Origin of the sequence: Acidovorax sp. 56 (assembly GCF_002749705.1) — a bacterium.
Lineage (GTDB): Bacteria > Pseudomonadota > Gammaproteobacteria > Burkholderiales > Burkholderiaceae_C > Acidovorax.
On sequence record NZ_PEEV01000001.1, the window covers coordinates 2,749,605 to 2,771,868 of the forward strand.

The window sequence follows — 22,264 nt, forward strand, 5'->3', positions numbered from 1 at the left end:
TCGCAAACCCCTGAAAAATCAACCATTTAGCCCACACAGTGCATCTGAAGCAGGAATTTCACCGCACGGCGCTAGCACAAATTGACCGGGGCCAACGCTATTGACGCCAGCCGCGCACTGACTTATGCACACGGCGCCCGCTACGGCAGCCACACCCACCCAGCCCAGGCACTAACACAGAAAAAACCCGCAAAAATCGTTCAGATGATTGATTCATAAGGATTTTTTCTGCGCTGCCCATTTCCTGGGCATTCTGTTGAAAGCCTTACGCCATGCGGGTTTAGCGCGGGTGGCTACAGGCTTTCAACAAAGTTATCCACAGAAAGACTGGAAGACTTGTGAATCGTCTGTGAACTTGAAACCTGCTCTTACCCGCAGGCACTGGCAGCGACAATCAAGCGTCTCGCTCATCCCATCTCACCGTCGCCTTGTCTGCCCCCGCCCCATTCATTATCCAAGTGGCTTTGCAAACCCCCTCGCACAGCGGTGTCGGGGATTTGCTGAGCTACGCCAGCCACGCGCCCCTGCCTGCGGGCACGCTGGTGCGCGTGCCCCTGGGCCGCCGCGAGGTGCTGGGCGTGGTGTGGGACGCCGAAGAGGCCACTGGCGAGCTGCCCGATGGCGCCACCCTGCGCGCCCTGACCGGGGTGCTGGAGGGCGTGGCGCCGCTGGATGCGCACTGGCGCCGCCTGGTGGCGTTTGCGGCGCGCTACTACCAGCGTGCGCTGGGCGAAGTGGCCCTGGCCGCCCTGCCCCCGCAGTTGCGCGACCTCCAACCCGAGCAGTTGGCCCGGCGCCTGCGCCGCCCGGCCAAAGAGACAGGGAAAGCGGGAAAAGCAGGAACAACAGAAGAGTTGGGCGACCCACAAAACGCTATACAAAACATAGCACTTAGCGCTGAACAGGAAAGCGCCAGGGCCCGAATTTCTGCAGAAAAAGGCCCGTTTCTGCTGTTTGGCAGCACCGGCAGCGGCAAGACCGAGGTGTACCTGCGCTGCGTGCAAGAGATGCTGGAGGCCGACGCCACGGCCCAGGCGCTGGTGATGGTGCCCGAAATCAACCTGACGCCCCAGCTCGAAGAACGCTTTGTGGGCCGCTTTGCCCCGCGATTTGGTGCGGGCGCCGTGGTGTCGCTGCACAGCGGCATGACGAACCCGCAGCGCCTCAAAAGCTGGCTGGCCACGCACAGTGGCGCGGCGCGCATTGTGCTGGGCACACGCATGGCCGTGTTTGCCAGCCTGCCGGGGCTCAAGCTCATCGTGGTCGACGAGGAGCACGACCCCAGCTACAAGCAGCAAGAAGGCGCCCGCTACTCAGCGCGGGACCTCGCCATCTGGCGGGGGCGCGAGCAGGGCGCCAAGGTGCTGCTGGGCTCGGCCACGCCGTCGCTAGAGAGCTGGCACGCCAGCCGCCCGCCCACGCCCGAAGACCCCGAGGGCGGGCGCTACATGCGGCTGCACATGCCCAGCCGCATTGGCGCAGGCGCCCTGGCCCGCGTGCGGCGGGTGGACATGAACCAGCAACCCCGGCGTGCCGTGTTCAGCGCGCCGCTGCTGCAGGCCATCACCGAGCGCGTGGCGCGCGGCGAGCAGAGCATGGTGCTGCTCAACCGCCGAGGCTACGCCCCCGTGCTGCACTGCGTGGACTGCGGCTGGAAAAGCGACTGCCCGCACTGCAGCGCGCACCAGGTGTTCCACAAGACCGACCGCACCCTGCGCTGCCACCACTGCGGGTTCACGGTGCGCGTGCCAGCGCACTGCCCCAGTTGCGGCAGCCCCGACATCCACCCCATGGGCCGGGGCACCGAACAGCTGGAAGAACAACTGGCCGCCTTGCTGCGCAACGTGCAACGCGCTGACGGCAACGCCGCCCGCGTGGCCCGCATCGATGCCGACACCACCAAGGCCAAAGGCGCGCTGGAGGCGCAACTGGCCCAGGTGCACGCGGGCGAGGTGGACGTGCTGGTGGGCACGCAGATGATTGCCAAGGGCCACGACTTTCGCCGCATCACGCTGGTGGCCGCCGTGCAGCCCGATGGCGCGCTGTTCAGCAGCGACTTTCGTGCGCCCGAGCGGCTGTTTGCGCTGCTCATGCAGGCCGCAGGCCGCGCCGGGCGCGACGCCGCCTACATGGCTGCCCAAGGTACGCCGTGCGAGATGTGGGTGCAGAGCTTTCACCCCGACCATGCCGTGTTTGAGGCCCTGCGCCGACACGACTACGAGGCCTTTGCCGCGCAGCAATTGAAAGAGCGCCAAGAGGCCGCCATGCCCCCGTTTGCCTACCAGGCCCTGGTGCGGGCCGACGCGCGCACGCAGGAAGTGGCCCAGGGATTTTTGAGCGCAGCCACCGCTGCAGCCCACGCGGCAGGCCTGCCCGGGCTGGAGCTGGTGACCCTGTTCCCGCCCGTGCCGCTGACCATCCAGCGCGTGGCCAATGTAGAGCGCGCACAGATGCTGATGGAAAGCAGCAGCCGCGCCGCACTGCAGCGCTTTTTGGCCGCATGGCAGCCCGTGCTGCAAACCACGCGCAGCCAGCCAGAGCACAAGGGCCTGGTGCGCTGGCTGGTGGATGTGGACCCGCTGACGATTTGAGCTGCATTTGCGGAAAAGTCCAGGGGCAGAAGCGCTCAATCGATAGGCGGAACAGCCAATCTGCGCGGATCCAAGAGGGCGCTTATCGAAGGTATTGCACGGCGCTACTGCCGGTAGCCCCTGGCTGGGCAGGGGCTGAAATCTGACACCACAGGCAGCACGCCCCAGGACACTCCCGGACACCGCCACCACAGTACATACTCCGGACACCGTCCATCCCTACCCCAATGCGTTACTACACCAACCTCCTGCCCCCGCTGTGGACCACCATCGCCGTTGCAGTGGCCACCCTGGCGACCAACTGGATCTGGGCATCGTGGTTCATCAAAGCCAAAGGGACAGGCCTTGCGGTGCTGATGGTCTACAGCATCTTCGGGTGGCCGCTGATGCTGGCCGCCATCTACCTGGCTCTGGGTTTTATGCTCAGGCTCTGCGAGGGCCTGCCCTGGTTGCGCATGGCCATCGTGCTGGCAGTGATCGGGGCTGGCTTTGCCGTGTTTGGCGTGCCTGGCCCGTGGAACCTGCTCCTGTGCGCCGCCCTCACCCTGTCTGTGGGGCTCCAGGCCATGCGCACGGCACAGGACGATGCCGATCTGGAGAAACTGTAAATGGCCGTCAAAGAGAGGCCGCCAAGCGGTCTGCTGGCCAGCTTTTCGGCGCCTCTGTGGGAGCGGCTGGGCCTGGTTGGCGTGCGGCCTGAATGGATCGTCAAAGGCCAGCACCGGGGCTATGACTGGATGGCCATCGAGCTTGACCACCAGCCCACGGGTATGTTCCAAGAGACGTACGTCACCACCACCGTCTTTGTGGTTCGGCTGCCGCACCAGTCCCCGGACTGGTATCTGCCCAGCCACCGCATCACGCCCGAGCAGCAGGTGTGCGTGGACGACGCCTGCGTCTACGCCGCTGCACTGGGGCAGCAGCCCCGTGTGCGCACATGGACTCACTGGCTGGACCTGGCCGTGGACGCGGCCGAGGAGGTGATCCGCACCGAAGGCATGCGCCGCAATGACAGCCCGCAGCAGAAAGCCGAGCGGGTCGACGAAGCCAGTTGGAACCCGTCTGATATGAGCCTGCTCCTTCTCTGGCTGGTGCCGATGGCGGTCTTCAGCTTTCTGAACGTGATGATGCTGCTGGAGGCCTATGGCGACTGGCAGCGCCACGGCGCCATCCTCCGCTGCCATCCCAAAACCGCCATGGGCACCTATCTGCAAGACTGGAAGGCAATGGCCTATGCCGCTTCGCTGGCAGTCCCCCTGTTGATCGTGCCCAAGGCGCTGTACACCATGGCCACGCGCATGTACAAGCCGGGTTTTCTGTTTCAGCTCTGCGTCGAAGGGGCAATCTGGGCAGGAACCACGTATGCGCTGTACCACGCCCGGCAAGCCCTGGTGGAATCGGTGCAGCGGGCTTGCTAAGAACCTGTTCAAACAGCAACCGCCCTGTGCAAGGGCCCCTGTGCGATGTGATTGAAAATGCCCTGAGGACAAAACCATGGGCACATGGTGCCCGGTGTGCTGGCTGGTAGATGTGGGCCTGCGGACGGTTTGAGCGCCTGCACGACGCAGAGCCAAACACCGCCAGCGCCGCTTGTTTATTGAGTAAATTTCGGCTCTAGCGCTTTCACAGAAAGCGCCAGAAGCTATAAAAACAGTAGCAAAACCACACCAACCTCCAGTCAAAACCCATTCAAGACCCAGAGGAGACAACCATGGCCCCCGATGCATTTGCCCAGACCCTGGCCGTGCAAGGCTTTGAGCCCCCAGTCACCGTGCAGCGCGAAGCCCACGGGATGATGGCCGACCACACCCACCCCTTCGAGGCCAAGGCCTTGATCCTGGCGGGCGAGATCCGCATCGCCGCACAAGGCACTGAGCGCACTTACCGCAGCGGTGACATCTTTCACTTACCCGCCCACGAGCCCCACACCGAGCACTATGGCCCCGAGGGCGTGACTTATCTGGTGGGGCGCAAGGCGGGTTAAAGGGCTGGCGGCCCTCTGCTCAGGCAGCCGTCAACTGGGCATGGAAGCGTTGTACAACCGCAGGTAGCACACCTCGTTCGCCTGCAAGATGAGGCCCACCGTGCATTGCGGCGAGTACCCCGTAGGCACTTTGAACTGCCCGCCTGTGGCAGGCGTCAGCGCCGTGATGCGCTGGGGCTGGCTCGTCGTGTTCTGGACGGTGTAGACATAAAAGCGGTCACCAAAAAACAAAGCGGTCTTATGGGGAAGGTGGCCTGTCCCTCCCGCAGCTTGGTCCAGCACCACCTCGGCAGGTCCCATCACAGCCAGGGCCGGTGCACTCCATTGCGCGCCCACAAAGGCCGCGCAGGCCAGCAGGCCCGCCGCCAAAACCTTGAGGGCCGCATGGCCCTGGCGCTTCATGGTGCGATAGGCGCACGCCGTCAGCACTGCGGCCATGGCGATCAATGCCCATTCCGACAAGGTCGGCACGCTTTGGGCAGCCAGCGGTGAGTAAGCCACCGTCCCCATCGATTGCGCGCTCACGCTTTGCGCCATCACCCCTGCAGCGGCGGCCAACACACCTTGCCGCATCCAAACCATCCATTGCTTCATTTGTTCACCAGCGTTGAAAAAGGGCGGATTCTGAAAGCGCCCTCGCCAAGTGCAAAGCACCAAATGGCAACCCAGCAAAACCTGCGGATAACGCAATGAATCATTGACACGGGGCCGCACAAAACAAAACGGCGCACTGCCTGGGCAGTGCGCCGTTCATGCCTTGGGGCAGCGGCCCCAAAAGCCGCAGCCTCGTTCAGGCCTGGATCACATCGCTGTCATCGGGCCACGGGCATCACAGTGCCCCGTCGCCCAGCACAATGCCCTCGCGGCGGGGGTCTACGCCGCCTTCGAGCTTGGTCTGGCCGTTGCGGTTGACGCGCATGATGGTGGACACGCCGCTGGACTGCGCGCCGTTGTTCACCGTGTGGCCCTTGGCCTTGAGGCCGTCGATCAGCCCCGTGAGGTCCAGCGCCGTATTGGCACCGTCCACGTTGGTGGTGGCGCTGTTGGTGGCGCCAATGTTCACCAGCGAGGTGGCCTGCTGAGCGTCGAGCCCCCAGTCCAGCGCGCCGACCACGGTCTTGAGCACGTACTGAATGATGGTGCCGCCGCCGGGCGAACCGGTGGCCATGACAAAGTCGCCGGGCGCAGTGCCCTTGAACACCAGCGTGGGGGCCATGGTGCTGCGGGGGCGCTTGCCAGGGGCCACGCGGTTGGCCACGGGCACACCGGCGGTGTCTGCGGGCTGTGCCGAGAAGTCGGTCAGCTGGTTAGTCAGCAAAAAGCCGCCCACCATGTGGTACGAGCCCATGCTGGACTCGACGGTGGAGGTCATCGACACCACGTTGCCGTAGGCATCGACGATGGAGAAGTGGGTGGTGCCCTTCTCCACGGTCTTGTCCACGCCCAGTGGCACGTCGCCCAGGTTGCCCGCCGTGGCCGTGCCCATGGACTTGCCATCGGCGTTGATCAAGGCAGCGCGCTGCTTGAGGTAGGCCTTGTCGATCATGGACGACACACCGTTGCCAGGCAGCGGGATGAAGTCGGTGTCGGCCACGTACTTGTCGCGGTCGGCATAGGCCAGGCGCTCGGCTTCAGACACCAGGTGCACGCCCATCACGCTGGGCACGCCGCCTTCGTTGGCGGGGTTGGTCGGGCCGTATTTGGACAGCTCGAAGTTCTCCAGAATGCCCAGCGACTGCGCAATGGCGATGCCGCCCGACGAAGGTGGCGACATGGTGCAGACGTAGTAGCTGCTGCGGTACGTGGTGCACACGGGCTCGCGCTTCTTGGCCTGGTAGGCCTTGAGGTCGGCCACGGTCATCAGGCTAGGGGTGATGGGCGTCTTGGCCGTGTCATCGCCCACCGACTGGGCGGCCTTGGCCACGATGGCATCGGCCATGGCGCCAGAGTACATGGCCTCTGCACCGCCGGACGCGATGGTGCGCAGCGACTGTGCATAAGGCAGGTTGGTGGTCACGGTGCCGCTGGTCTTGGGGGTGCCGTCGGCGTTGAAGTAGGCCGCCACGGCGTTGGCGTCCAGGCGCAGGCTGGCTGCGTTGGAGGCAATGGCGTCACCCATGCGGGTGGGAATCTTGTAGCCATTGGTGGCCAGGTTGACGCCTTCATTGAACAACTGGCCCCAGGCCAGCTTGCCGTGCTCTTTGTGGGCCAAGTCCAGCATGCGCATCACGCCGGGCACACCGATGGAGCGGCCGCTGCGGCGGGCACTGGGCACGGGCGCGGTTGAAGAGGCGTCGGTCTGGTTCTGACGCACCAGGTAGTAACCGGTGGCGGCTGCAGGGGCGGTTTCACGGCCGTCGTAGGCCACCACTTTCTTGGTGGCGGCGTCGTAATACATCATGAACGCGCTGCCTGCGATGGTGCTGGACTGCGGCTCGACCAAGCCCAGCACGGCCTGCACGGCCACGGCCGCATCCACGGCGGTGCCACCGGCCTTGAGCACGTCGCATCCGGCCTTGGTGGCCAGCGGGGTGTTGGCCACCACCATGTAGTTGCTGGATTGCTTGGCCTTGTAGCCCAGGCGGTAGCCCGAGGCCGCCTCGGGCGCTGCGGGGTCGCCCGCCAGGCCCGAGCCCACCACCACGGGCGCGCCCGTGCTGGAGACGATGGAACAGCTCTGGGCGTTGGTGTCTACGATCAGGTCAGAGTCGGAGCCGCTTCCGCACCCATACAGCGACAAGGCCACGGCCACGGGCGTCAGCGCCCAAAGCCACACTTTTTTCTTCATTCCAGACTCCTGTGATGTCAAAACGGATTGCAGTGTCACACTGCGGAAACATTTTGACGCAACAAGCGTGCCGACGTGGGTGCGGGGCCTCTACCGAGGGAAAACCCTCAGAACCTATTTGCGATCCCCCAGCCGCACCATTTTGGTGTCTGGCCGTTCTGGGGACTCAGGCAAGCAGCGCCACAGCCGCAGAAAAGCTCAAAAACGCCAGCGCGGTGGACACCAAAATGATGCGGGCGATGCGCCCGTTGTTGGCGCCAAACCGCTCCGCCAGCAGCGAGACATTGCTGGCGCTGGGCAGGGCCGACAGCAGCACCAGCACCGTGAGCGCAAAGGACGTGAGCGGCACCCCCAAGGCCATGGCCGCAGTGCCTGCGCCCCACACCAGCAGCGGGTGCACCAGCAGCTTGGCCAGGGCGATGGGCACGTAGTCGCGCGCAGGCACCTGTTCATGCGCGTTCATCTGCGAGCGGGCCAGCACCGCACCAATGGTGAACAGCGCCACGGGCGACGCCGCATCGGCCAGCATGGCCACCGTTTTGTCGACCGGGCCGGGCAGCTTGAACTGCAGCGCCGATGCCAGCGCCCCCAGCGCTATCGACCAGGGCATGGGGTTGGTGGCCATGCCCTTGAAGGCACTGCGCAACGCCACACCCACGCCGTGGGTGCCCGCCCCATCCAGGCGCGACAGCGCAATGCACAGGGAGCTGGTGATGACCATATCGACCACGATGGTGACGATGGCTGGCCCCGCACTTTGCGCGCCCAGCAGCGCCACCAGCAGCGGCACGCCCATGAAGCCGGTGTTGGGGAAGGCCGCCACCAGCGCGCCAAAGGCGGCATCGTTCCAGCCCAGGCGTGCGTTGCGGGTCAAAGCCATGGTGGCCCCCACCATGACCAGTGCACACAGCAGGTACACGCCTGCGACGGCAGGGTCGAGCAACTGGCCAATGGGCGTGCTGGCACCAAAGCGGTACAGCATGCACGGCAGCGCGAAAAACAGCACAAACGCATTGAGCCCTGGGATGGCGGGCTGAGGCAACACCCCCAGCCGGGCGGCCAGATAGCCACACAGCACCAGGGCGAAGAAGGGAAAGGTGATGGTGAGAACGGACAGCACGCTTGCATTGTCCTTGCAGCGCCTGGCCCCGGGGCCTGCAGCCCCTGAGGTGGTCAGCGCAAAGTCAGGTGGGTGGGCTCGTGGGTGGAGAGAGCTGGCACCGGGTCACTGCTTGCGCTGCACGATGAGGTTGCGCTTGGCATCCTCAGGGTAGGCAAAGGTGATGGCGCCGTTCTTCACCATGCCCACCACCAGCATGTTGCGGGTGATGGCGTCTTTGTCGCTGGCGCTGAAGGGGTGGTCGTAGGTGGTGACCACGCCGTAGTAGGTCTTCATCTTGCCTTCCAGCGATTCCTTGATGGCCTGGCCCGTCAGGTTGCCGTCGCGGATACCGAGGAACGAATACATCAGCAGGTAGGTGGCGTCGTAGGCGTTGGCGGCGGCCATGGGCACGGCGGGCTTGCGCTGGAACTTGCGGCTGTAGCCTGACAGGAACGAGGCCCGGCGCTCGTTGCTGGGCTCGGCCACAAAGGTTTGCACCGTGAGCGCGCCCTCGGCCGCGTCTTTGGCACCGTCCAGAAAGAAGGGGAAGGACAGCGTCCAGGGGCCGACTTGGGACACCTTCCAGCCCAGGGCCTTCTTGCCGTTGGCGATGACGGCGTTCTCTGGCCCGACGGTGTAGCTGTAGATCACGTTGGCGCCCGCATTGCGCGCGGCAGACAGCTCGGCACTCAGGTCCTTCACCCCCAGCGGAAAACGCGCCACATGCACAGGCTTGAGGTTCTTGGCCGCCAGGGCGTCCACCACATCTTTGTAGCCCCCTTCGCCGTAGCCGGTGGTGTCGGCAAAAATCGCGACCTTGTCCCAGCCGCGCTTGACGACCTCGTCCACCATCATGGGCGCCTGCAGCGCATCGCGCCCCTGCACGCGGAAGATGTAGCTCTCTGGGGCCGGGTAGGTGCTGGTGATGGCCGAGCCCGTGGCGCAGGGCACGATCAGGGGGGTTTTGGCTTGCTGGAACAAATCCAACGACTTCAAGGCCACGCCGGAGTTGCAAAACCCCAGCACGGCGGACACTTTTTCAGACAGCAGCTCTTGCGCGGCCTGGCGCCCCCGGGCGGGGTCCGCCATGTCGTCTTTCACCACCAGTTCCATCGGGCGGCCCATGTAGCCGCCCACGGCGTTGATTTCTTCGACCGCCAGCTTGATACCGTTGAGCATGGGCACGCCAAAATCGGCCGAGGCACCGGTGAACGGCCCGATCACACCGATGCGCACAGGCACATGCGAGCCCTGGGCCTGGGCCCAGGGGGCACTGCTCAGCGCAAGCACAGCCCCCGCAGCGACCAGCGCGGCACGCAACAAGGAGACCGGTGCGGCAGGCCGCAAGGTCAGGGGGCTGGAAAGGCGGGGGGAAAAGCGAGAAACGGGGGAAGGGAAACGGAAGGAGAAGCGAAAGGCCTGCACTGTATTGTTCTCTCTGATTTTTGGAATGCCGGGATGTGCGAAGCAGTATCTCGACAAGCACCAGAGCCCCCAAGCGGGATTTCCCGCAAGGGAGTGCAAACAAGTGTTACAGACCTAGTCCCTGAATGTCAGAACTCCAGGGACTTTTCGACCTCTTGCACCTTGCGGCGCGCCAGGGCCAGGTTGGCCTTGGACTTGTCCAGCACCAGATACATAAAGATGCCTTCTTTGCTGGCCATGGGGCGAATGATGTGGTACTGCTTGCCCAGAGTGATCAGGATGTCGTCGATCACATCGTCCAGCCCCAGCGCGCGCATGGTCTTGGTTTTGGCGCGGACCACTTCGGTGTTGCCAGCGGCTGCCAGCTCCATGTCAACGCCGCCACCAGCGCTGCCCAGCAACATGCCGCTGGAGCTGTCGACAATGGCAGCGCACAGGGCACCATCGACAGCGATGAGTTGGCTCAGGGATTCATTCAGATTGGACATTTGCTTTCCTTAGATCGCACTGGCTTTGTTATGAAACAGGCATGGCTGCCAATGAAACGCCACACCCGACCCTCAAATTCAACACAGGCCAGCGGCCTGCCTGGCCCGCAGCATCAGCGCTGCCCAGCCAGGGTTTGGGAGATTTCTCCGGCAGCCCACAGCGCCCGACCCAGCACGGCCCCGGGCCTAAGCACCAGACACAGGATGCAGGGAAAATCGCCGCCAATGGCCTGAAAGACCACTACGTTGCCCTCGGCCTCAAAAGTGAGGCGGTTGCAGTTGGACACCTGGATCTCACGCCCCACCGCACGGCCCATGGCCATGAGCGAGCTGGCCATGGCGGCCAGACGGTTGACTTGCAGGTCGGAGCGATTGCGCAGCGAAGCGATCTCAAAGCCGTCGGGGGTGGTGAGCAGCGCCATCTGCAACCCATCGATGGGTGCGGCATAGCTGTCTAACGCTTGCTTGGAAGAGGTCACCAAAGACGCCGGGATAGAGGGGTGGGATGGCTTCATAGAGACTCGTTACGCAATGACAACATCGTCACCAAAACCCCCAGGGCCTGCAACATCTGATTTCGGTCCCTGACGTCCACGGGCAACACCGGCACGACGCCATGCCCCGCCGCCATCAGGCCTGCGGCAAAGGACTCGATCTGCTCTTGCGATGCCGCGCGCGCACTGAGCACCAGAGTGACTGGAGGCAGGGCCGCAGCGGCAGCTTCGTGCAGCAAGGCGCTGGTGGACTCCAGGGCGTCCGGGGCATGCAGGTCGGCCATGACGAAGATGCCCACCGAGACCGAGATGACCCACTGGCGCATGAAGTCAAACCGGTCTTGCCCGGGGCAGCCGCACAGTTGCACACGCTCGCCATCGCCCAGGTCGATCTCGCCAAATTCGGCGCCCACCGTGGTGTATTCCTTGGTGTGGGCCACACGGTCGAGGTTGGGCACATCGGTGGAGACCATGTCGCTGCCGCACAGCGCATGGATGGCCGTGGTTTTGCCAATGCCCATGGGGCCCAGCAAGGCAATGCGGTGCATTCCGCCGGGGCCCTGAGCGGGGGTTGAAGGGTGTGTCATGTGCGAATGGCTCCACGCAGCCAGTGCGTCAGGCGCTGCACCAAGCGCCGCTGGCCCGCCCCCGGCGTGGGGTGCCCAGGTTGCGCGCCCACGGGCCGCACCGCAGCCACCTGGGTGCGCAGCACACCGCGCTGGCGCAGCTCTACCAGCAAAGCACTCGCTTGTTCAGGTGCCAGGCCGCCATGCTCTTGCAGCTGTGCCACCGTCACGGCCTCGCGGGCCAGCATGGCCAGGGCGCGCAGGTAGCTGGGCCCGTTGAAGGGGGCGGCCAGCGCCACCCAGCTGGCCAGGCGGTAACGCGCCGTGGCATCAGCGCCCTGGCCGGTCGCCAGAGTCTGGGCGCCCACGGGCACGAAGGCGGGTTGGGGTTGGCGGGCCTTCCAGTCCATCAAGAAGACGGCGGCACGGTCCAGCATGTCAATCAAATCGGCCACGGTGTAGTCCGGCGGCAAGCGCCCCACCCAGGTGGACGCCCGCATCCAGCGCGCGGGCTGCTCGCCCACCCAGATGACGCAAGGGGGCCAGTGCGGCAGATCGACCTCGCCCGCAGAAGCATCGAGCACCAACACCTGCGCCCGCGAAAGCGCGGCTTCGCGCCAGGCAAACACCGACTTGCGCGAAGCGACGGAAAACAGTTCGAGAAAACGGGCCCGCAGGGCGGGCGACAGCAAACCGGTTGCGATGTCACCACTCAAATTCTTTTTCATACCTGGTCTCGTGGAGGGAGGGAGCGAAAGGGCCTGGAACGCGTGACAGAAACCAGTGACCATGGAGGAAACACCCCCATAAACCCATTCAACAACCGGCTCGCACCGCGCTATTGAATCGCGTTGTCTGCGTCCATGCCACCAACTGGTAAAAAACCCCGTGGCGGCGCCCGGCACAATCCGCAACAGATTCCAGAAGAATAAGGCCGCGGCCCCAAAATCGAGCGGGCAAATCCGGATTCGCGACGCCCTTTAACGCTAGTTAACAATTGGCCAGGGCGAGCCGATACACAGCAGCCACCGCCTGTGGCCTGAAATCAACGCGGGGTATCATTCGCCCCCCTTGCACCTGCTGTGCATGCCCGCTCCCCCCCTCTCACTACCCCCCATCTAGCGCTCCATGTCTGCCGGTCTCAACCTCGCCCAGCTCCAGGCTGTCCACTACACCGATGGGGCCTGCCTGGTGCTGGCCGGCGCAGGCTCGGGCAAGACGCGGGTGATCACCATGAAGATCGCCCACATGATCGAAAAAGGCATGGACCCCAAGCGCATTGCGGCCATCACCTTCACGAACAAGGCGGCCTCTGAAATGCGCGAGCGTGCGCAGCACCTGATTGGCCGCCGTGCCAAGGATGTGCTGGTGTGCACCTTCCACGCCCTGGGGGTGCGCATGGTGCGCGAAGATGGCCATGTGCTGGGCCTCAAGCCCCAGTTCAGCATCCTGGATGCCGACGATGTGACGGGCATCCTCAAAGACGCGTCGGGCGGCACCACCGACATGGCCACGGCGCGCCAGTGGCAGTGGGTGATCAGCAAGTGGAAGAACATGGGCCTGACCTCCGCAGAGGCTCTGGCGCAGGCGGCGGACGACAACGAGCGCATCATCGCCACACTGATGGCGCGCTACGAAGAGCGCCTGACGGCCTATCAGAGCGTGGACTTTGACGACCTGATCGGCATGCCGCTGCGCCTGCTACGGGACTTCCCGGAAGTGCGCGCCAAGTGGCAAGCGGCGCTGGGCCATGTGCTGGTCGATGAGTACCAGGACACCAACGCCACGCAGTACGAGCTGCTCAAGCTGCTGGTGGGCAAGGACGGGCACTTCACGGCCGTGGGCGACGATGACCAGTCCATTTACGGCTGGCGCGGCGCAACGCTGGACAACCTCAAGAAGCTGCCGGTCGATTACCCGCACCTCAAGGTCATCAAGCTGGAGCAGAACTACCGCTCCACCAGCGCCATCCTGCGCGCAGCCAACAACGTGATCGGCCCCAACCCCAAGCTGTACCCCAAGACACTGTTCAGCGAACTGGGCGAGGGCGAGCCGGTGCGCGTGGTGGACGCCGACAACGAGGAGCACGAAGCCGACCGCGCCGTGGCGCGCATCCTGAGCCTGCGTGCCTCGCTCAACCCCATTCCGGACTGGAAGAGCTTCGCCATCCTGTACCGCGCCAACCACCAGGCCAAGCCGTTTGAAAAAGCACTGCGCAAGGCCAACGTGCCGTACAAGGTGTCGGGCGGCACCAGCTTTTTTGACCGCGCCGAAATCAAGGACCTGTGCGCCTGGTTTCGCCTGTGGATCAACAACGACGACGACCCGGCGTTTTTGCGCGCCATCACCACGCCCAAGCGCGGCATCGGCCACACCACGCTGGCATCGCTGGGCGCCTTTGCCACGCAGCACAAGCAGAGCATGTTTGGCGCACTGTTCAACGGCATGCTGCCTGCAGCGGTGCCCAAGCGCGCCATGGACGGGCTGCACGAGTTTGGCCGCTACATCAATTACCTGGAATACAGCGCGCGCCGCACACACGGCGCCGAGGATGCCCGCACGTTTCTGAACGACTGGCTCAAGGAAATCGGCTACGAGCAGCACCTGTACGACAACGAAGACAGCGAGAAGGTGGCCGCCGCCCGCTGGAGCAACGTGATGGAGTTCTGCGACTGGATGGCGCAGCGCGCGGGCGGCCAGATCGACGACACGGCCGGCGCCGTGGTGGCCAAGGAAACCAAGAGCCTGCTGGAGGTCTCGCAGACCATTGCGCTGCTGTCCACCATCAGCGAGCGCGAGAAGGACCAGGACATGGTCACGCTGTCGACCCTGCACGCCAGCAAGGGGCTGGAGTGGCCCCACGTGGTGCTGGTGGGCGTGACCGAGGGCATGCTGCCCTTCAAGCTCGACGACGATGAAGGCCGCCAGCAAAAGATAAGTGACGACACGCTGCAGCGCCTGCAGGAAGAGCGCCGCCTGATGTACGTGGGCATCACCCGTGCCCAGCGCACGCTGGCCGTGAGCTGGACCAAGCGCCGCAAAAAGGGCCGCGAAATGGTGGCCGCGCAGCCCAGCCGCTTCATCGCCGAGATGGGCCTGGACAAAACCACCGTGCGCGAAGACCCCCGCGAAAAGCTCAAAGCCCTGCGCGCCGAGTTTGCCGCCAAGAAGGCGCAGGCAGCCGGCACACCGCCCGCCGCCTGAGCGGTGCCGCACCCCAGCAAAGCCACGCCATGCCCCGTTCCGCCCTCCTGCCACTCCACCGCTCTTTGGCATCAGCCGCTTTGATTTTGATAGCTATCAGCGCTTGTCCTACAAGCGCTAACGGCCAAAACAACCCACAATCCGGCGCAGCCTGCACGGCGGCGGTGGCCATGACCCACCAGCACCTGCAAGGGCGCTGGCACGCGGAACTGCCAACGGTCACGGCCGGTGCATCGCCCCCGCAACCCCCCACCCAGGCGGTGCTGCAACTGGGCCCGCACCCGGAGCTGGCACACAGCGTGCGTGGTACCGTGCAGCGCAGCGGCGCCACGGCCCAGGTCAGTGGCGACGTCGATGACGGCGACCTGACGCTGGAAGAATCGATCAACGGCACCAACATCAGCGCCACCTGGACAGGCCGGGTGGTGGAAGGCAGTTGCGGCAAGGAAATACGCGGAACATGGAACAACGCCCAAACACCCAACACCCAGCAGCCCTTCATCCTGCGCAAGCAGGCGGGCTGGCAGTGACCCCCGCCCACTCGGGCCGCCGCAGCGCTTGGCCTGCGGCCTTGGCACTGTTGCTGGCCCCTGCTGCCGCCATGGCGCAGACCGCGCCCGGCACACCCGCTTCCACGGCTTCCACCGCCTCGGCCAACGACGCCGCCTGGCGCCGCTGCGCCGCCCTGTCGGGCGACAGCACGGCACGCCTGGCTTGCTTTGACGCCTGGGCCGGACAGCAGGCCTGGCAGGCCCCTGCAGCATCGGCATCGGCCTCAGCAGCAGCCTCGCCGGTGGCCGATGCCAACGCGCCTGCCACGCCGGTAGACACCACCTTGCCCGCTACCCGCATCATCGAAGTGGCCCGCACCGAAGGCTGCCGCGACCCGCAGTACAGCGACCTCTCGCGCTTTTGGGAGCTGGAGTCGGGCAGCGATTGCGGCACCTTCAGCTTCCGGGGCTACCGGCCCATCACCGTGTCGGTGGTGGCGTCTGACTCGGTCAACCGCCAGCCCACATCGCCGTCTCCCGGCCATTCGGCCACCGAGAGCACGCCCTACCGCACCACCGAAAACCGCATCCAGCTGTCGGTGCGCACCAAGCTGGCGCAGGGGCTGCTCACGCAGGGGCACCCCACGCTCAAGGACTCAGTGTGGTTTGGCTACTCGCAGCAGTCGTACTGGCAGCTGTTCACGCCCCAAATCTCGCGCCCCTTCCGCGCCACCGACCACGAGCCCGAGGTGATGTACGTCTACCCCACCACCGCCCAGTTGCCTTTTGGCTGGCGCTGGCGCTACAGCGGCGTGGGTCTGGTGCACCAATCCAACGGCCAAAGTGAGCCCCTGTCGCGCAGCTGGAACCGCGTCTACCTGATGAGCGGCATGGAGCTGGACAACCGCTGGAGCGTGAACGCCAAGCTGTGGAAGCGCCTGTCTGAAAGCGCGGACAGTGACGACAACCCTGGCATCAGCGACTATGTCGGCCGGGGCGAGCTGGCCGTGTTCTGGAACGCCAACAAGGACAACACGCTGGGCGCCACCTTCCGCAGCGCCCTGTCCAGCAGCGGCCGGGGCTCGGTGCGGCTGGAATGGATGCAAACCCTGGGCAGCGGCCTGTGGGGCAGCAAGAGCAACCTGCGCCTGCACACCGCGCTGTTCAGCGGCTATGGCGACAGCATGATCGACTACAACCGCAAGCGCACCGTGTTCAGCCTGGGGTTGAGTCTGGTGGATTTCTAGCGGTCATCCCCCTGAGCGGCTGCGCCGCTTCCCCCTTCTCTCTCCTCGCTGCGCGAGTCGGGAAGGGGGACGACGCCCTCGCTGCGGGGCGGCCCTTGCTCGGCGTCCCGCGCTGGGGCAGCGCCCATTTCGTGCGCCGCGCCCCCTTGCGAACTGCGCAGGGCTCGGTGCAAAGACCACCTGTGAACGCGGCCCTAACGTCCGCTCACAACTCGTTACGACAACTTCCTCAAGTTTCACAGAATGGTGCCGACTGGCCGCCACAATGGCACGCGCACAACAACAGGCGTAGCCCTCTGTGAAAAGCGCTCGATAAGAGCCACTTTCCCATCGTTTTACCAGCCATTGCCTGCCCAGTGCGCCCTCGACAATGCCGACAAAGAGGAACACACCCATGGACATGCAATACCAGCTCAAAGCAGGCAGCTACTACCTGTACGACATGCGTGAAACGCCCAGCGCCGTCACGGGTGAGCGCAGGTTCAAGCTCAAGACGGACACCGTCGCCATTGCCTTTGACGCCCACACGGGCCAGGTGCACCAGCACGGCAGCCCCACCCGCATCCAGTCCTGGGCCAACAACACCCGCCGCCGCCTGCGCGCCGCAGGGGCACAGCAAGAGGCCAACGACATCGTCGTGGTGTCTGGCCCCCTGCCGGTGGACGAACTCAATAAATGCCTGTGGGTCAGCGGCTACGTGCGCCGCATGTTCTCGCGCCTGGCCACCTTGCCCCACGGAAAGCTGCAGCGCCCTGCCGAGCCGTTTCGCAAGGCCGCCTGAGCAGGCCACCCCCTCCTCCCGCCGCCGTAGTGCGGGGCACAAAAAAAGGCCGCATCGCGGCCTTTTTGCTGGGCGATCGCAAAGACCACCGGGCGGGCAAACCTCAGTCTTCTGTGTCCAGCAGCTCCACCACCTGGGCGTGCTTGACGATGGTGACCGGCACGGCACTCGCCCGCGCCACCTCTTGCGACACCGAGCCCAGCAGCGCGCTGCTCAAGGCCCCATGCCCCTTGGCGCCAATGACCACGAGGTCGGCCCCATTGCGCTCGGCCATGTCCACCAGCGTGTGGGCCACGTCACCCACACCAATGTCGGTTTCGTAGGCCACGCCCGCCGCATCCAGCAGCGCGCGCGCTGAGGCCAGCAGGTGTTCACCCGCCTCCACACTCGCTGCGGCGATCAGGTCCGGGTCGCGGCTAGTGACCAGCTCGTACAACGTGGCGGGCTCTTGCACATGGGCCAGCACCACGCTGGCTTGCAGCCCTTGCTTCAGCAATTGCAGGGTGTGTTGCACCCCATCAAGCGACAACTCCGAACCGTCCACCGCCACCAGAATCTTGAGCATGCTGTTCTCCTTGTGCGTTGCTGAAAGAACCTGTTCACGATCTTTTCAGGGATCGCATTGGAATGCAATCGGGATGAGTGGATGCCTTGGATGCGCCGCATGGGCTCGTGCCCATGCAAGCAGCCGGGGCGTCCAATCGCCCGATTTCACTCCAACCCTGCGGGCAAGTGGCTTGCCGGGCGGTCTGCGTTGTTGCACCGCTTGCCAATAGCACGGGCTATTGACTGCGCGCTGCGCCTAGCAGCCCATCCCGGCACGCCGCTTGTGCGACCCTGACAAGACCGTGAACAGGTTCTAGCCAGTGTAGTCACGCTACGCAAGCCCTTTCAGATACAGAGCAAACTCAGCGCAAATTCCGGTGTCTGGAGGTTTCGGCCGAGGCTCTGGGACAATTGCACCCATGCTTCAGTTCGACCTTCTCAAAACAGACCCCTCCAGCCACGCTCGCCGTGGCACCCTCACGCTCAACCACGGCGTGGTGCAGACCCCCATCTTCATGCCCGTGGGCACCTACGGCACCGTCAAGGGCGTGATGCCGCAAAGCCTGCACGACATGGGCGCGCAGATCATCCTGGGCAACACCTTTCACCTGTGGATGCGCCCGGGCCTCGACGTGATGCAGAGCTTTGGCGGCCTGCACGGCTTTGAGAAGTGGGACAAGCCCATCCTCACCGACTCGGGCGGCTTCCAGGTCTGGAGCCTGGGCGCCATGCGCAAGATCACCGAAGAAGGCGTGACCTTTGCCAGCCCCGTCAACGGCGACAAGCTCTTCATGTCGCCCGAGGTGAGCATGCAGATCCAGACCACGCTCAACAGCGACATCGTGATGCAGCTTGACGAGTGCACGCCATACGAGACCAAGGGCCACCTCACCACCGAGGCCGAGGCGCGCAAATCCATGGAGATGAGCCTGCGCTGGGCCAAGCGCTCGCGCGACGAATTCCAGCGGCTGGAGAACCCCAATGCGCTCTTCGGCATCGTGCAAGGCGGCATGTACAAAAACCTGCGCCAGGAGTCGCTGGAAGCGCTGGTCGAGATGGACTTCCCCGGCTACGCCGTGGGTGGTGTGAGCGTGGGCGAGCCCAAGGACGAGATGCTGGACATCATGGCCCACACGCCCCACCGCCTGCCCGCCCACAAGCCGCGCTACCTGATGGGCGTGGGAACGCCCGAAGACTTGGTGCAGGGCGTGGCCGAAGGCGTGGATATGTTTGACTGCGTGATGCCCACGCGCAATGCGCGCAACGGCACCTTGTTCACCCGCTATGGCGACCTGAAGATCCGCAACGCACGCCACAAGTCAGACCACCAGCCGCTCGACACCAGCTGCACCTGCCACGCCTGCGCAGGCAAGGACGGCGTGGCCTGGGACCAGGGCGGGCGCGGCGGCTTCTCGCGCGCGTACCTGCACCACCTGGACCGCTGCGGCGAAATGCTGGGCCCCATGCTCACCACCGTGCACAACCTGCACTACTACCTGAACCTGATGCGCGAAGTGCGCGAGGCGCTGGACGCGGGCACCTTCAGCCAGTTCCGCGCCCAGTTCAAGGCCGACCGGGCACGGGGCGTTTAAAACAAAGCATGCCGGCTCACCCTCTTTGCCCCTACAGGCAGGCCGGCATGCCTCACTGACGACACACCCATCGGTTACATCTAAGCGCCTCATCCACGCCGTTCCGGTGCCAAAAACCTGGGACAAAGGTAGACCGCGCCACCTCTTCAGACCACATCATGGTCTTCAGCATTCACCTCCCCACCGTCCTTCTTGTCTACAAAACTGCCTTGGCCGCAGGTGCAGTGGGCATCTACCACGTCAGTCGGCATTCGTGCCGCCCCAGAGGGTTGAAGCCGCTGGCGCTGGCCTACCTGCTGCTGGCGCTGGGGGCCGAGTTGGCCGCAAGGGGTGAATACCTGGCGCTGCCCCCCTGGCTGTGGACGCATGGCAGCTTGCTGCTGGGCACAGTCGCCTACCCGCTGTTCTGGGCCAGCATGCGGGCATTCAGCGGCAGGCGCACTATCCCCATCAAGACACTGATCTCCATCCCCGCAACGCTGTTCATCATCGGGGTGCTCACGCAATTCCCGCTGAACAATCTGCACCGCGCGGGCGTGTTCCACGCCACGGCCACCGTGGCGCTGCTGCTGGCGTCCTGGGATGTCTGGCGGGACCGGCGTGTCGAGCCCCAACCTTCCCGTGGTCCGCTCGCAGCTTTCCTTTTGCTCAGCGCTTGCATCTATGCCCTGCGGCTGGGCTTCATCGTGAGTGAAAGTGCGCACGCCAGCGGCTTTGCATGGGCGTTCTACATCCAGATGTTCTGCCACTTCGGCGTTGCCCTCATGGTGGCCGCCTTATCGAGCGAACGGGCCTCGGAACGCCTGGAACAACTGGCCCACACCGACGCACTGACCGGCGTGGGCAATCGGCTGTGGCTGGCATCGCGCCTGCCTTCGCAGCTTCCTGCAGGCAGTGCCGTGATGCTGATCGATCTGGACCACTTCAAACGCACCAACGACATGCACGGCCATGCGGCAGGCGACCGGGTGCTGGCCGCCTGCGCGCAATGCCTGCGCAGCCAGTTGCGCGAGTCGGATGTGCTGGCCCGCTTTGGAGGCGAAGAGTTTGTCGTCTACCTGCCCGATACCCCCGCCGATGCCGCAGGGGTGACGGCCCAGCGGTTGTGCGACGCAGTGGCCAGGCTGAACGTTGCCACCGATGCAGGCCCCCTTGGCGCCACGGTCAGCATCGGTTTGGCCTGCATCCGCAAGGCTGGAGGCAACTGGACACAGTGGCAGCACTTGGCAGACCAGGCCCTGTACGAGGCCAAGCGCCAGGGTCGCAATCGGGTGGTCGCAGCAGACCAGCTGCCGCCCACCGCTGAGCCCGCCGACGCCAGCAAGCCCTGACCCTCCCGGGCCAGCACGGAAGCTCAGCGGCCTACGTCGGCCAGGTCGATCTGGCTGGTTTCGCGGCTGGTCCACAACGCAGCCAGAGTGAACAAGCCATTGGCCGCCAGGTACAAGCCCACGCCGCCCAGGCCATAGGACTTGTTCAGGTCAATCGCAATCAAGGTGGGCAATGAGGCCCCCACGATGGACGACAGGTTGTAGGCCATTGATGCGCCCGAGTAGCGCACCTCGGTCGGGAACAGCTCGGGCAGCAAGGCTGCCATGGGACCAAAGGTGCAGCCCATCAGCGCCATGCCGATCACGATAAACAGCAGCACCGAGCCTGGCGTGCCATGCGTGAGCAACGCAGGCATCAGGGCGCCAAAGGCCATGATGCCTACGGTCACAGCCATCATCCAGCGGCGGCGGCCCCATTTGTCGGCCTGGTGGCCCGCCACCATGCAGAAGATGCCAAACACGATGGCCCCTATCAACAAGATACCCGTGAACGTGTTGGCCGGAATGCCCAGCCCTGTGGGGTGGCCTGCGGCCGAAACGCCCGCCGGGCTTTTGGAGTACACCTGCACAAACGCCGTCATCAAGTAGAACAGCACGTAGGTGGTGGTCATGATGAGTGCGCCCTGCAGCACCTTGCCGCCATGCTGCGTGAACACGGCGCTGACGGGGGCTGCCAGCTTGCGGCCGCTTTTCTCCACGTCCTGGAAGACATGGCTTTCGTGCAGCGTCAGGCGCACATACAGCCCCACCGCCACCAACACGATGGACAGCACGAACGGAATGCGCCAGCCCCAGGCGATCATGGCGTCGGGGCCAATGAGGGCGGTGATGATGAAGAACACGCCATTGGCCGCAAACAGCCCGATGGGCGCTCCCAGCTGCGGGAAACTGCCAAACCAGCCCCGCTTGCCGGGGGGCGCGTTCTCGGTGGCCACCAGTGCGGCACCGCCCCATTCGCCCCCCAGGCCAATGCCCTGGCCGATGCGGAACACACACAGCAGCAGCGGCGCGGCCAGGCCGATCTGGTCGTAACCCGGCAGCAGGCCAATCGCTACCGTGGACAGGCCCATGGTCAGCAGCGAGGCGACCAGCGTGCGCTTGCGACCAATGCGGTCACCAAAGTGGCCGAACAGCGCCGAGCCAATGGGCCGCGCCAAAAACGCCAATGCCAGGGTGGACAACGACAGCAGCGTGGCCACGGCCGGATCGCCCTTGGGGAAAAACTGCGAGTTGAACACCAGCACCGCCGCAGCGGCGTAGATGTAGTAATCGTAGAACTCGATGGCCGTGCCGATCAGCGAGGCCACGGCCACCTTTTGGGGTGAGTTGCGGGGAGGGGTGTGCGGCGCATCGGCTGCGCTGGCGGGGGAAGCAGACATCAAAACCTTTCGCAGCAGAAGGCAGGCAACCGCCCGGACTCCCGCCTAGGGAAAACCCTCGATTTTAAAAACCGGCGCCCACACACCTGGGCACAGGCACCCCCTTCAGCATCTCGATACAAGATGTCACACATCGCTTTGAGCGATGGCAAAACACGGGCTGGCGAGGGCCATCCGGGACGCACAAGTCCCAGCGCCCGCAGGCTGCGCACAATGGGCGCGACGGGGCATCCTCCCCTACACGCAGACACAAGG

The 22,264-nt window shown here is 64.8% G+C and carries 20 protein-coding genes; 10 read left to right on the plus strand and 10 right to left on the minus strand.

Features of this window, described 5'->3' with window-relative positions; all coding sequences use genetic code 11:
- Positions 1 to 458 precede the first annotated feature (458 nt).
- The 4 genes from priA to CLU88_RS12185 all read left to right on the plus strand — a co-directional run bounded on the left by priA (position 459) and on the right by CLU88_RS12185 (position 4,575).
- Entirely contained in the window at positions 459 to 2,591 is a 2,133-nt protein-coding gene (gene priA, locus CLU88_RS12170) for a primosomal protein N' (protein WP_233205450.1), read from the plus strand.
- 227 nt (positions 2,592 to 2,818) lie between these two features.
- Positions 2,819 to 3,199 carry a hypothetical protein gene (locus tag CLU88_RS12175; RefSeq protein WP_099656827.1) on the plus strand — a complete coding sequence of 127 codons (381 nt, stop codon included), beginning with the start codon at positions 2,819 to 2,821 and terminating at the stop codon, positions 3,197 to 3,199.
- Positions 3,200 to 4,009, plus strand: coding sequence for a hypothetical protein (locus CLU88_RS12180; RefSeq protein ID WP_099656828.1), 810 nt, complete (start codon positions 3,200 to 3,202; stop codon positions 4,007 to 4,009).
- A 293-nt stretch (positions 4,010 to 4,302) separates the two neighbouring features.
- The gene (locus CLU88_RS12185) at positions 4,303 to 4,575 is read left to right on the plus strand and encodes a cupin domain-containing protein (RefSeq protein WP_099656829.1); all 273 of its coding nucleotides are present in this window, start codon (positions 4,303 to 4,305) and stop codon (positions 4,573 to 4,575) included.
- Between the two features lie 30 nt (positions 4,576 to 4,605).
- On the opposite strand, the gene CLU88_RS12190 is transcribed toward CLU88_RS12185, so the two are convergent.
- From CLU88_RS12190 to CLU88_RS12225, 8 genes are all read right to left on the minus strand, one after another.
- The gene (locus CLU88_RS12190) at positions 4,606 to 5,169 is read right to left on the minus strand and encodes a midcut-by-XrtH protein (protein ID WP_099656830.1); all 564 of its coding nucleotides are present in this window, start codon (positions 5,167 to 5,169) and stop codon (positions 4,606 to 4,608) included.
- 235 nt (positions 5,170 to 5,404) lie between these two features.
- Positions 5,405 to 7,363, minus strand: a complete 1,959-nt coding sequence (locus tag CLU88_RS12195) for a gamma-glutamyltransferase family protein (RefSeq protein ID WP_099656831.1) — start codon at positions 7,361 to 7,363, stop codon at positions 5,405 to 5,407.
- A gap of 166 nt (positions 7,364 to 7,529) precedes the next feature.
- Positions 7,530 to 8,483: an AEC family transporter gene (locus CLU88_RS12200; RefSeq protein WP_099656832.1), complete on the minus strand. Its 954-nt coding sequence runs from the start codon at positions 8,481 to 8,483 to the stop codon at positions 7,530 to 7,532.
- 105 nt (positions 8,484 to 8,588) lie between these two features.
- The gene (locus CLU88_RS12205) at positions 8,589 to 9,812 is read right to left on the minus strand and encodes an ABC transporter substrate-binding protein (RefSeq protein ID WP_369827640.1); all 1,224 of its coding nucleotides are present in this window, start codon (positions 9,810 to 9,812) and stop codon (positions 8,589 to 8,591) included.
- 206 nt (positions 9,813 to 10,018) lie between these two features.
- Positions 10,019 to 10,378 carry a hypothetical protein gene (locus CLU88_RS12210; protein WP_099656833.1) on the minus strand — a complete coding sequence of 120 codons (360 nt, stop codon included), beginning with the start codon at positions 10,376 to 10,378 and terminating at the stop codon, positions 10,019 to 10,021.
- Between the two features lie 113 nt (positions 10,379 to 10,491).
- On the minus strand, positions 10,492 to 10,893 hold the full coding sequence (locus tag CLU88_RS12215) for a roadblock/LC7 domain-containing protein (protein ID WP_099656834.1): 402 nt from the start codon (positions 10,891 to 10,893) through the stop codon (positions 10,492 to 10,494).
- The gene (locus tag CLU88_RS12220; RefSeq protein WP_099656835.1) at positions 10,890 to 11,459 is read right to left on the minus strand and encodes an ATP/GTP-binding protein; all 570 of its coding nucleotides are present in this window, start codon (positions 11,457 to 11,459) and stop codon (positions 10,890 to 10,892) included. Before CLU88_RS12220 ends, CLU88_RS12215 begins: the two co-directional genes overlap by 4 nt.
- Positions 11,456 to 12,166, minus strand: coding sequence for a hypothetical protein (locus tag CLU88_RS12225; protein WP_099656836.1), 711 nt, complete (start codon positions 12,164 to 12,166; stop codon positions 11,456 to 11,458). Before CLU88_RS12225 ends, CLU88_RS12220 begins: the two co-directional genes overlap by 4 nt.
- Before the next feature lie 400 nt (positions 12,167 to 12,566).
- On the opposite strand from CLU88_RS12225, the gene CLU88_RS12230 reads away from it, so the two are divergent.
- From CLU88_RS12230 to CLU88_RS12245, 4 genes are all read left to right on the plus strand, one after another.
- Entirely contained in the window at positions 12,567 to 14,642 is a 2,076-nt protein-coding gene (locus CLU88_RS12230) for an ATP-dependent helicase (RefSeq protein WP_099656837.1), read from the plus strand.
- A 170-nt stretch (positions 14,643 to 14,812) separates the two neighbouring features.
- Positions 14,813 to 15,172, plus strand: coding sequence for a hypothetical protein (locus tag CLU88_RS12235; protein WP_233205451.1), 360 nt, complete (start codon positions 14,813 to 14,815; stop codon positions 15,170 to 15,172).
- Positions 15,103 to 16,380 (plus strand): phospholipase A, encoded by a 1,278-nt coding sequence (locus CLU88_RS12240; protein WP_369827641.1) that lies wholly within the window; start codon positions 15,103 to 15,105, stop codon positions 16,378 to 16,380. The genes CLU88_RS12235 and CLU88_RS12240 overlap by 70 nt, the downstream gene beginning before the upstream one ends.
- 394 nt (positions 16,381 to 16,774) lie before the next feature.
- Positions 16,775 to 17,161, plus strand: a complete 387-nt coding sequence (locus tag CLU88_RS12245; protein ID WP_099656839.1) for a hypothetical protein — start codon at positions 16,775 to 16,777, stop codon at positions 17,159 to 17,161.
- A gap of 103 nt (positions 17,162 to 17,264) precedes the next feature.
- Here CLU88_RS12245 and CLU88_RS12250 read toward each other — a convergent pair whose 3' ends face one another.
- On the minus strand, positions 17,265 to 17,726 hold the full coding sequence (locus CLU88_RS12250) for a universal stress protein (protein WP_099656840.1): 462 nt from the start codon (positions 17,724 to 17,726) through the stop codon (positions 17,265 to 17,267).
- A 400-nt stretch (positions 17,727 to 18,126) separates the two neighbouring features.
- On the opposite strand from CLU88_RS12250, the gene tgt reads away from it, so the two are divergent.
- Positions 18,127 to 19,299: a tRNA guanosine(34) transglycosylase Tgt gene (gene tgt, locus CLU88_RS12260; RefSeq protein ID WP_099656841.1), complete on the plus strand. Its 1,173-nt coding sequence runs from the start codon at positions 18,127 to 18,129 to the stop codon at positions 19,297 to 19,299.
- A 158-nt stretch (positions 19,300 to 19,457) separates the two neighbouring features.
- Positions 19,458 to 20,630 carry a GGDEF domain-containing protein gene (locus CLU88_RS12265; protein ID WP_099656842.1) on the plus strand — a complete coding sequence of 391 codons (1,173 nt, stop codon included), beginning with the start codon at positions 19,458 to 19,460 and terminating at the stop codon, positions 20,628 to 20,630.
- Between the two features lie 23 nt (positions 20,631 to 20,653).
- On the opposite strand, the gene CLU88_RS12270 is transcribed toward CLU88_RS12265, so the two are convergent.
- A complete protein-coding gene (locus CLU88_RS12270) occupies positions 20,654 to 22,009 on the minus strand; it encodes an MFS transporter (RefSeq protein WP_099656843.1) in 1,356 nt (451 codons plus the stop codon).
- Positions 22,010 to 22,264 lie beyond the last annotated feature (255 nt).

Bases quoted from the DNA above. Each gene is read 5' to 3' on its own strand.
- CLU88_RS12175 (WP_099656827.1), top strand. From the start codon at position 2,819: ATGCGTTACTACACCAACCTCCTGCCCCCGCTGTGGACCACCATCGCC.
- CLU88_RS12180 (WP_099656828.1), top strand. From the start codon at position 3,200: ATGGCCGTCAAAGAGAGGCCGCCAAGCGGTCTGCTGGCCAGCTTTTCG.
- CLU88_RS12185 (WP_099656829.1), top strand. From the start codon at position 4,303: ATGGCCCCCGATGCATTTGCCCAGACCCTGGCCGTGCAAGGCTTTGAG.
- CLU88_RS12190 (WP_099656830.1), bottom strand. From the start codon at position 5,169: ATGAAGCAATGGATGGTTTGGATGCGGCAAGGTGTGTTGGCCGCCGCT.
- CLU88_RS12195 (WP_099656831.1), bottom strand. From the start codon at position 7,363: ATGAAGAAAAAAGTGTGGCTTTGGGCGCTGACGCCCGTGGCCGTGGCC.
- CLU88_RS12210 (WP_099656833.1), bottom strand. From the start codon at position 10,378: ATGTCCAATCTGAATGAATCCCTGAGCCAACTCATCGCTGTCGATGGT.
- CLU88_RS12215 (WP_099656834.1), bottom strand. From the start codon at position 10,893: ATGAAGCCATCCCACCCCTCTATCCCGGCGTCTTTGGTGACCTCTTCC.
- CLU88_RS12220 (WP_099656835.1), bottom strand. From the start codon at position 11,459: ATGACACACCCTTCAACCCCCGCTCAGGGCCCCGGCGGAATGCACCGC.
- CLU88_RS12225 (WP_099656836.1), bottom strand. From the start codon at position 12,166: ATGAAAAAGAATTTGAGTGGTGACATCGCAACCGGTTTGCTGTCGCCC.
- CLU88_RS12230 (WP_099656837.1), top strand. From the start codon at position 12,567: ATGTCTGCCGGTCTCAACCTCGCCCAGCTCCAGGCTGTCCACTACACC.
- CLU88_RS12235 (WP_233205451.1), top strand. From the start codon at position 14,813: ATGACCCACCAGCACCTGCAAGGGCGCTGGCACGCGGAACTGCCAACG.
- CLU88_RS12240 (WP_369827641.1), top strand. From the start codon at position 15,103: ATGGAACAACGCCCAAACACCCAACACCCAGCAGCCCTTCATCCTGCG.
- CLU88_RS12245 (WP_099656839.1), top strand. From the start codon at position 16,775: ATGGACATGCAATACCAGCTCAAAGCAGGCAGCTACTACCTGTACGAC.
- CLU88_RS12250 (WP_099656840.1), bottom strand. From the start codon at position 17,726: ATGCTCAAGATTCTGGTGGCGGTGGACGGTTCGGAGTTGTCGCTTGAT.
- tgt (WP_099656841.1), top strand. From the start codon at position 18,127: ATGCTTCAGTTCGACCTTCTCAAAACAGACCCCTCCAGCCACGCTCGC.
- CLU88_RS12265 (WP_099656842.1), top strand. From the start codon at position 19,458: ATGGTCTTCAGCATTCACCTCCCCACCGTCCTTCTTGTCTACAAAACT.
- CLU88_RS12270 (WP_099656843.1), bottom strand. From the start codon at position 22,009: ATGTCTGCTTCCCCCGCCAGCGCAGCCGATGCGCCGCACACCCCTCCC.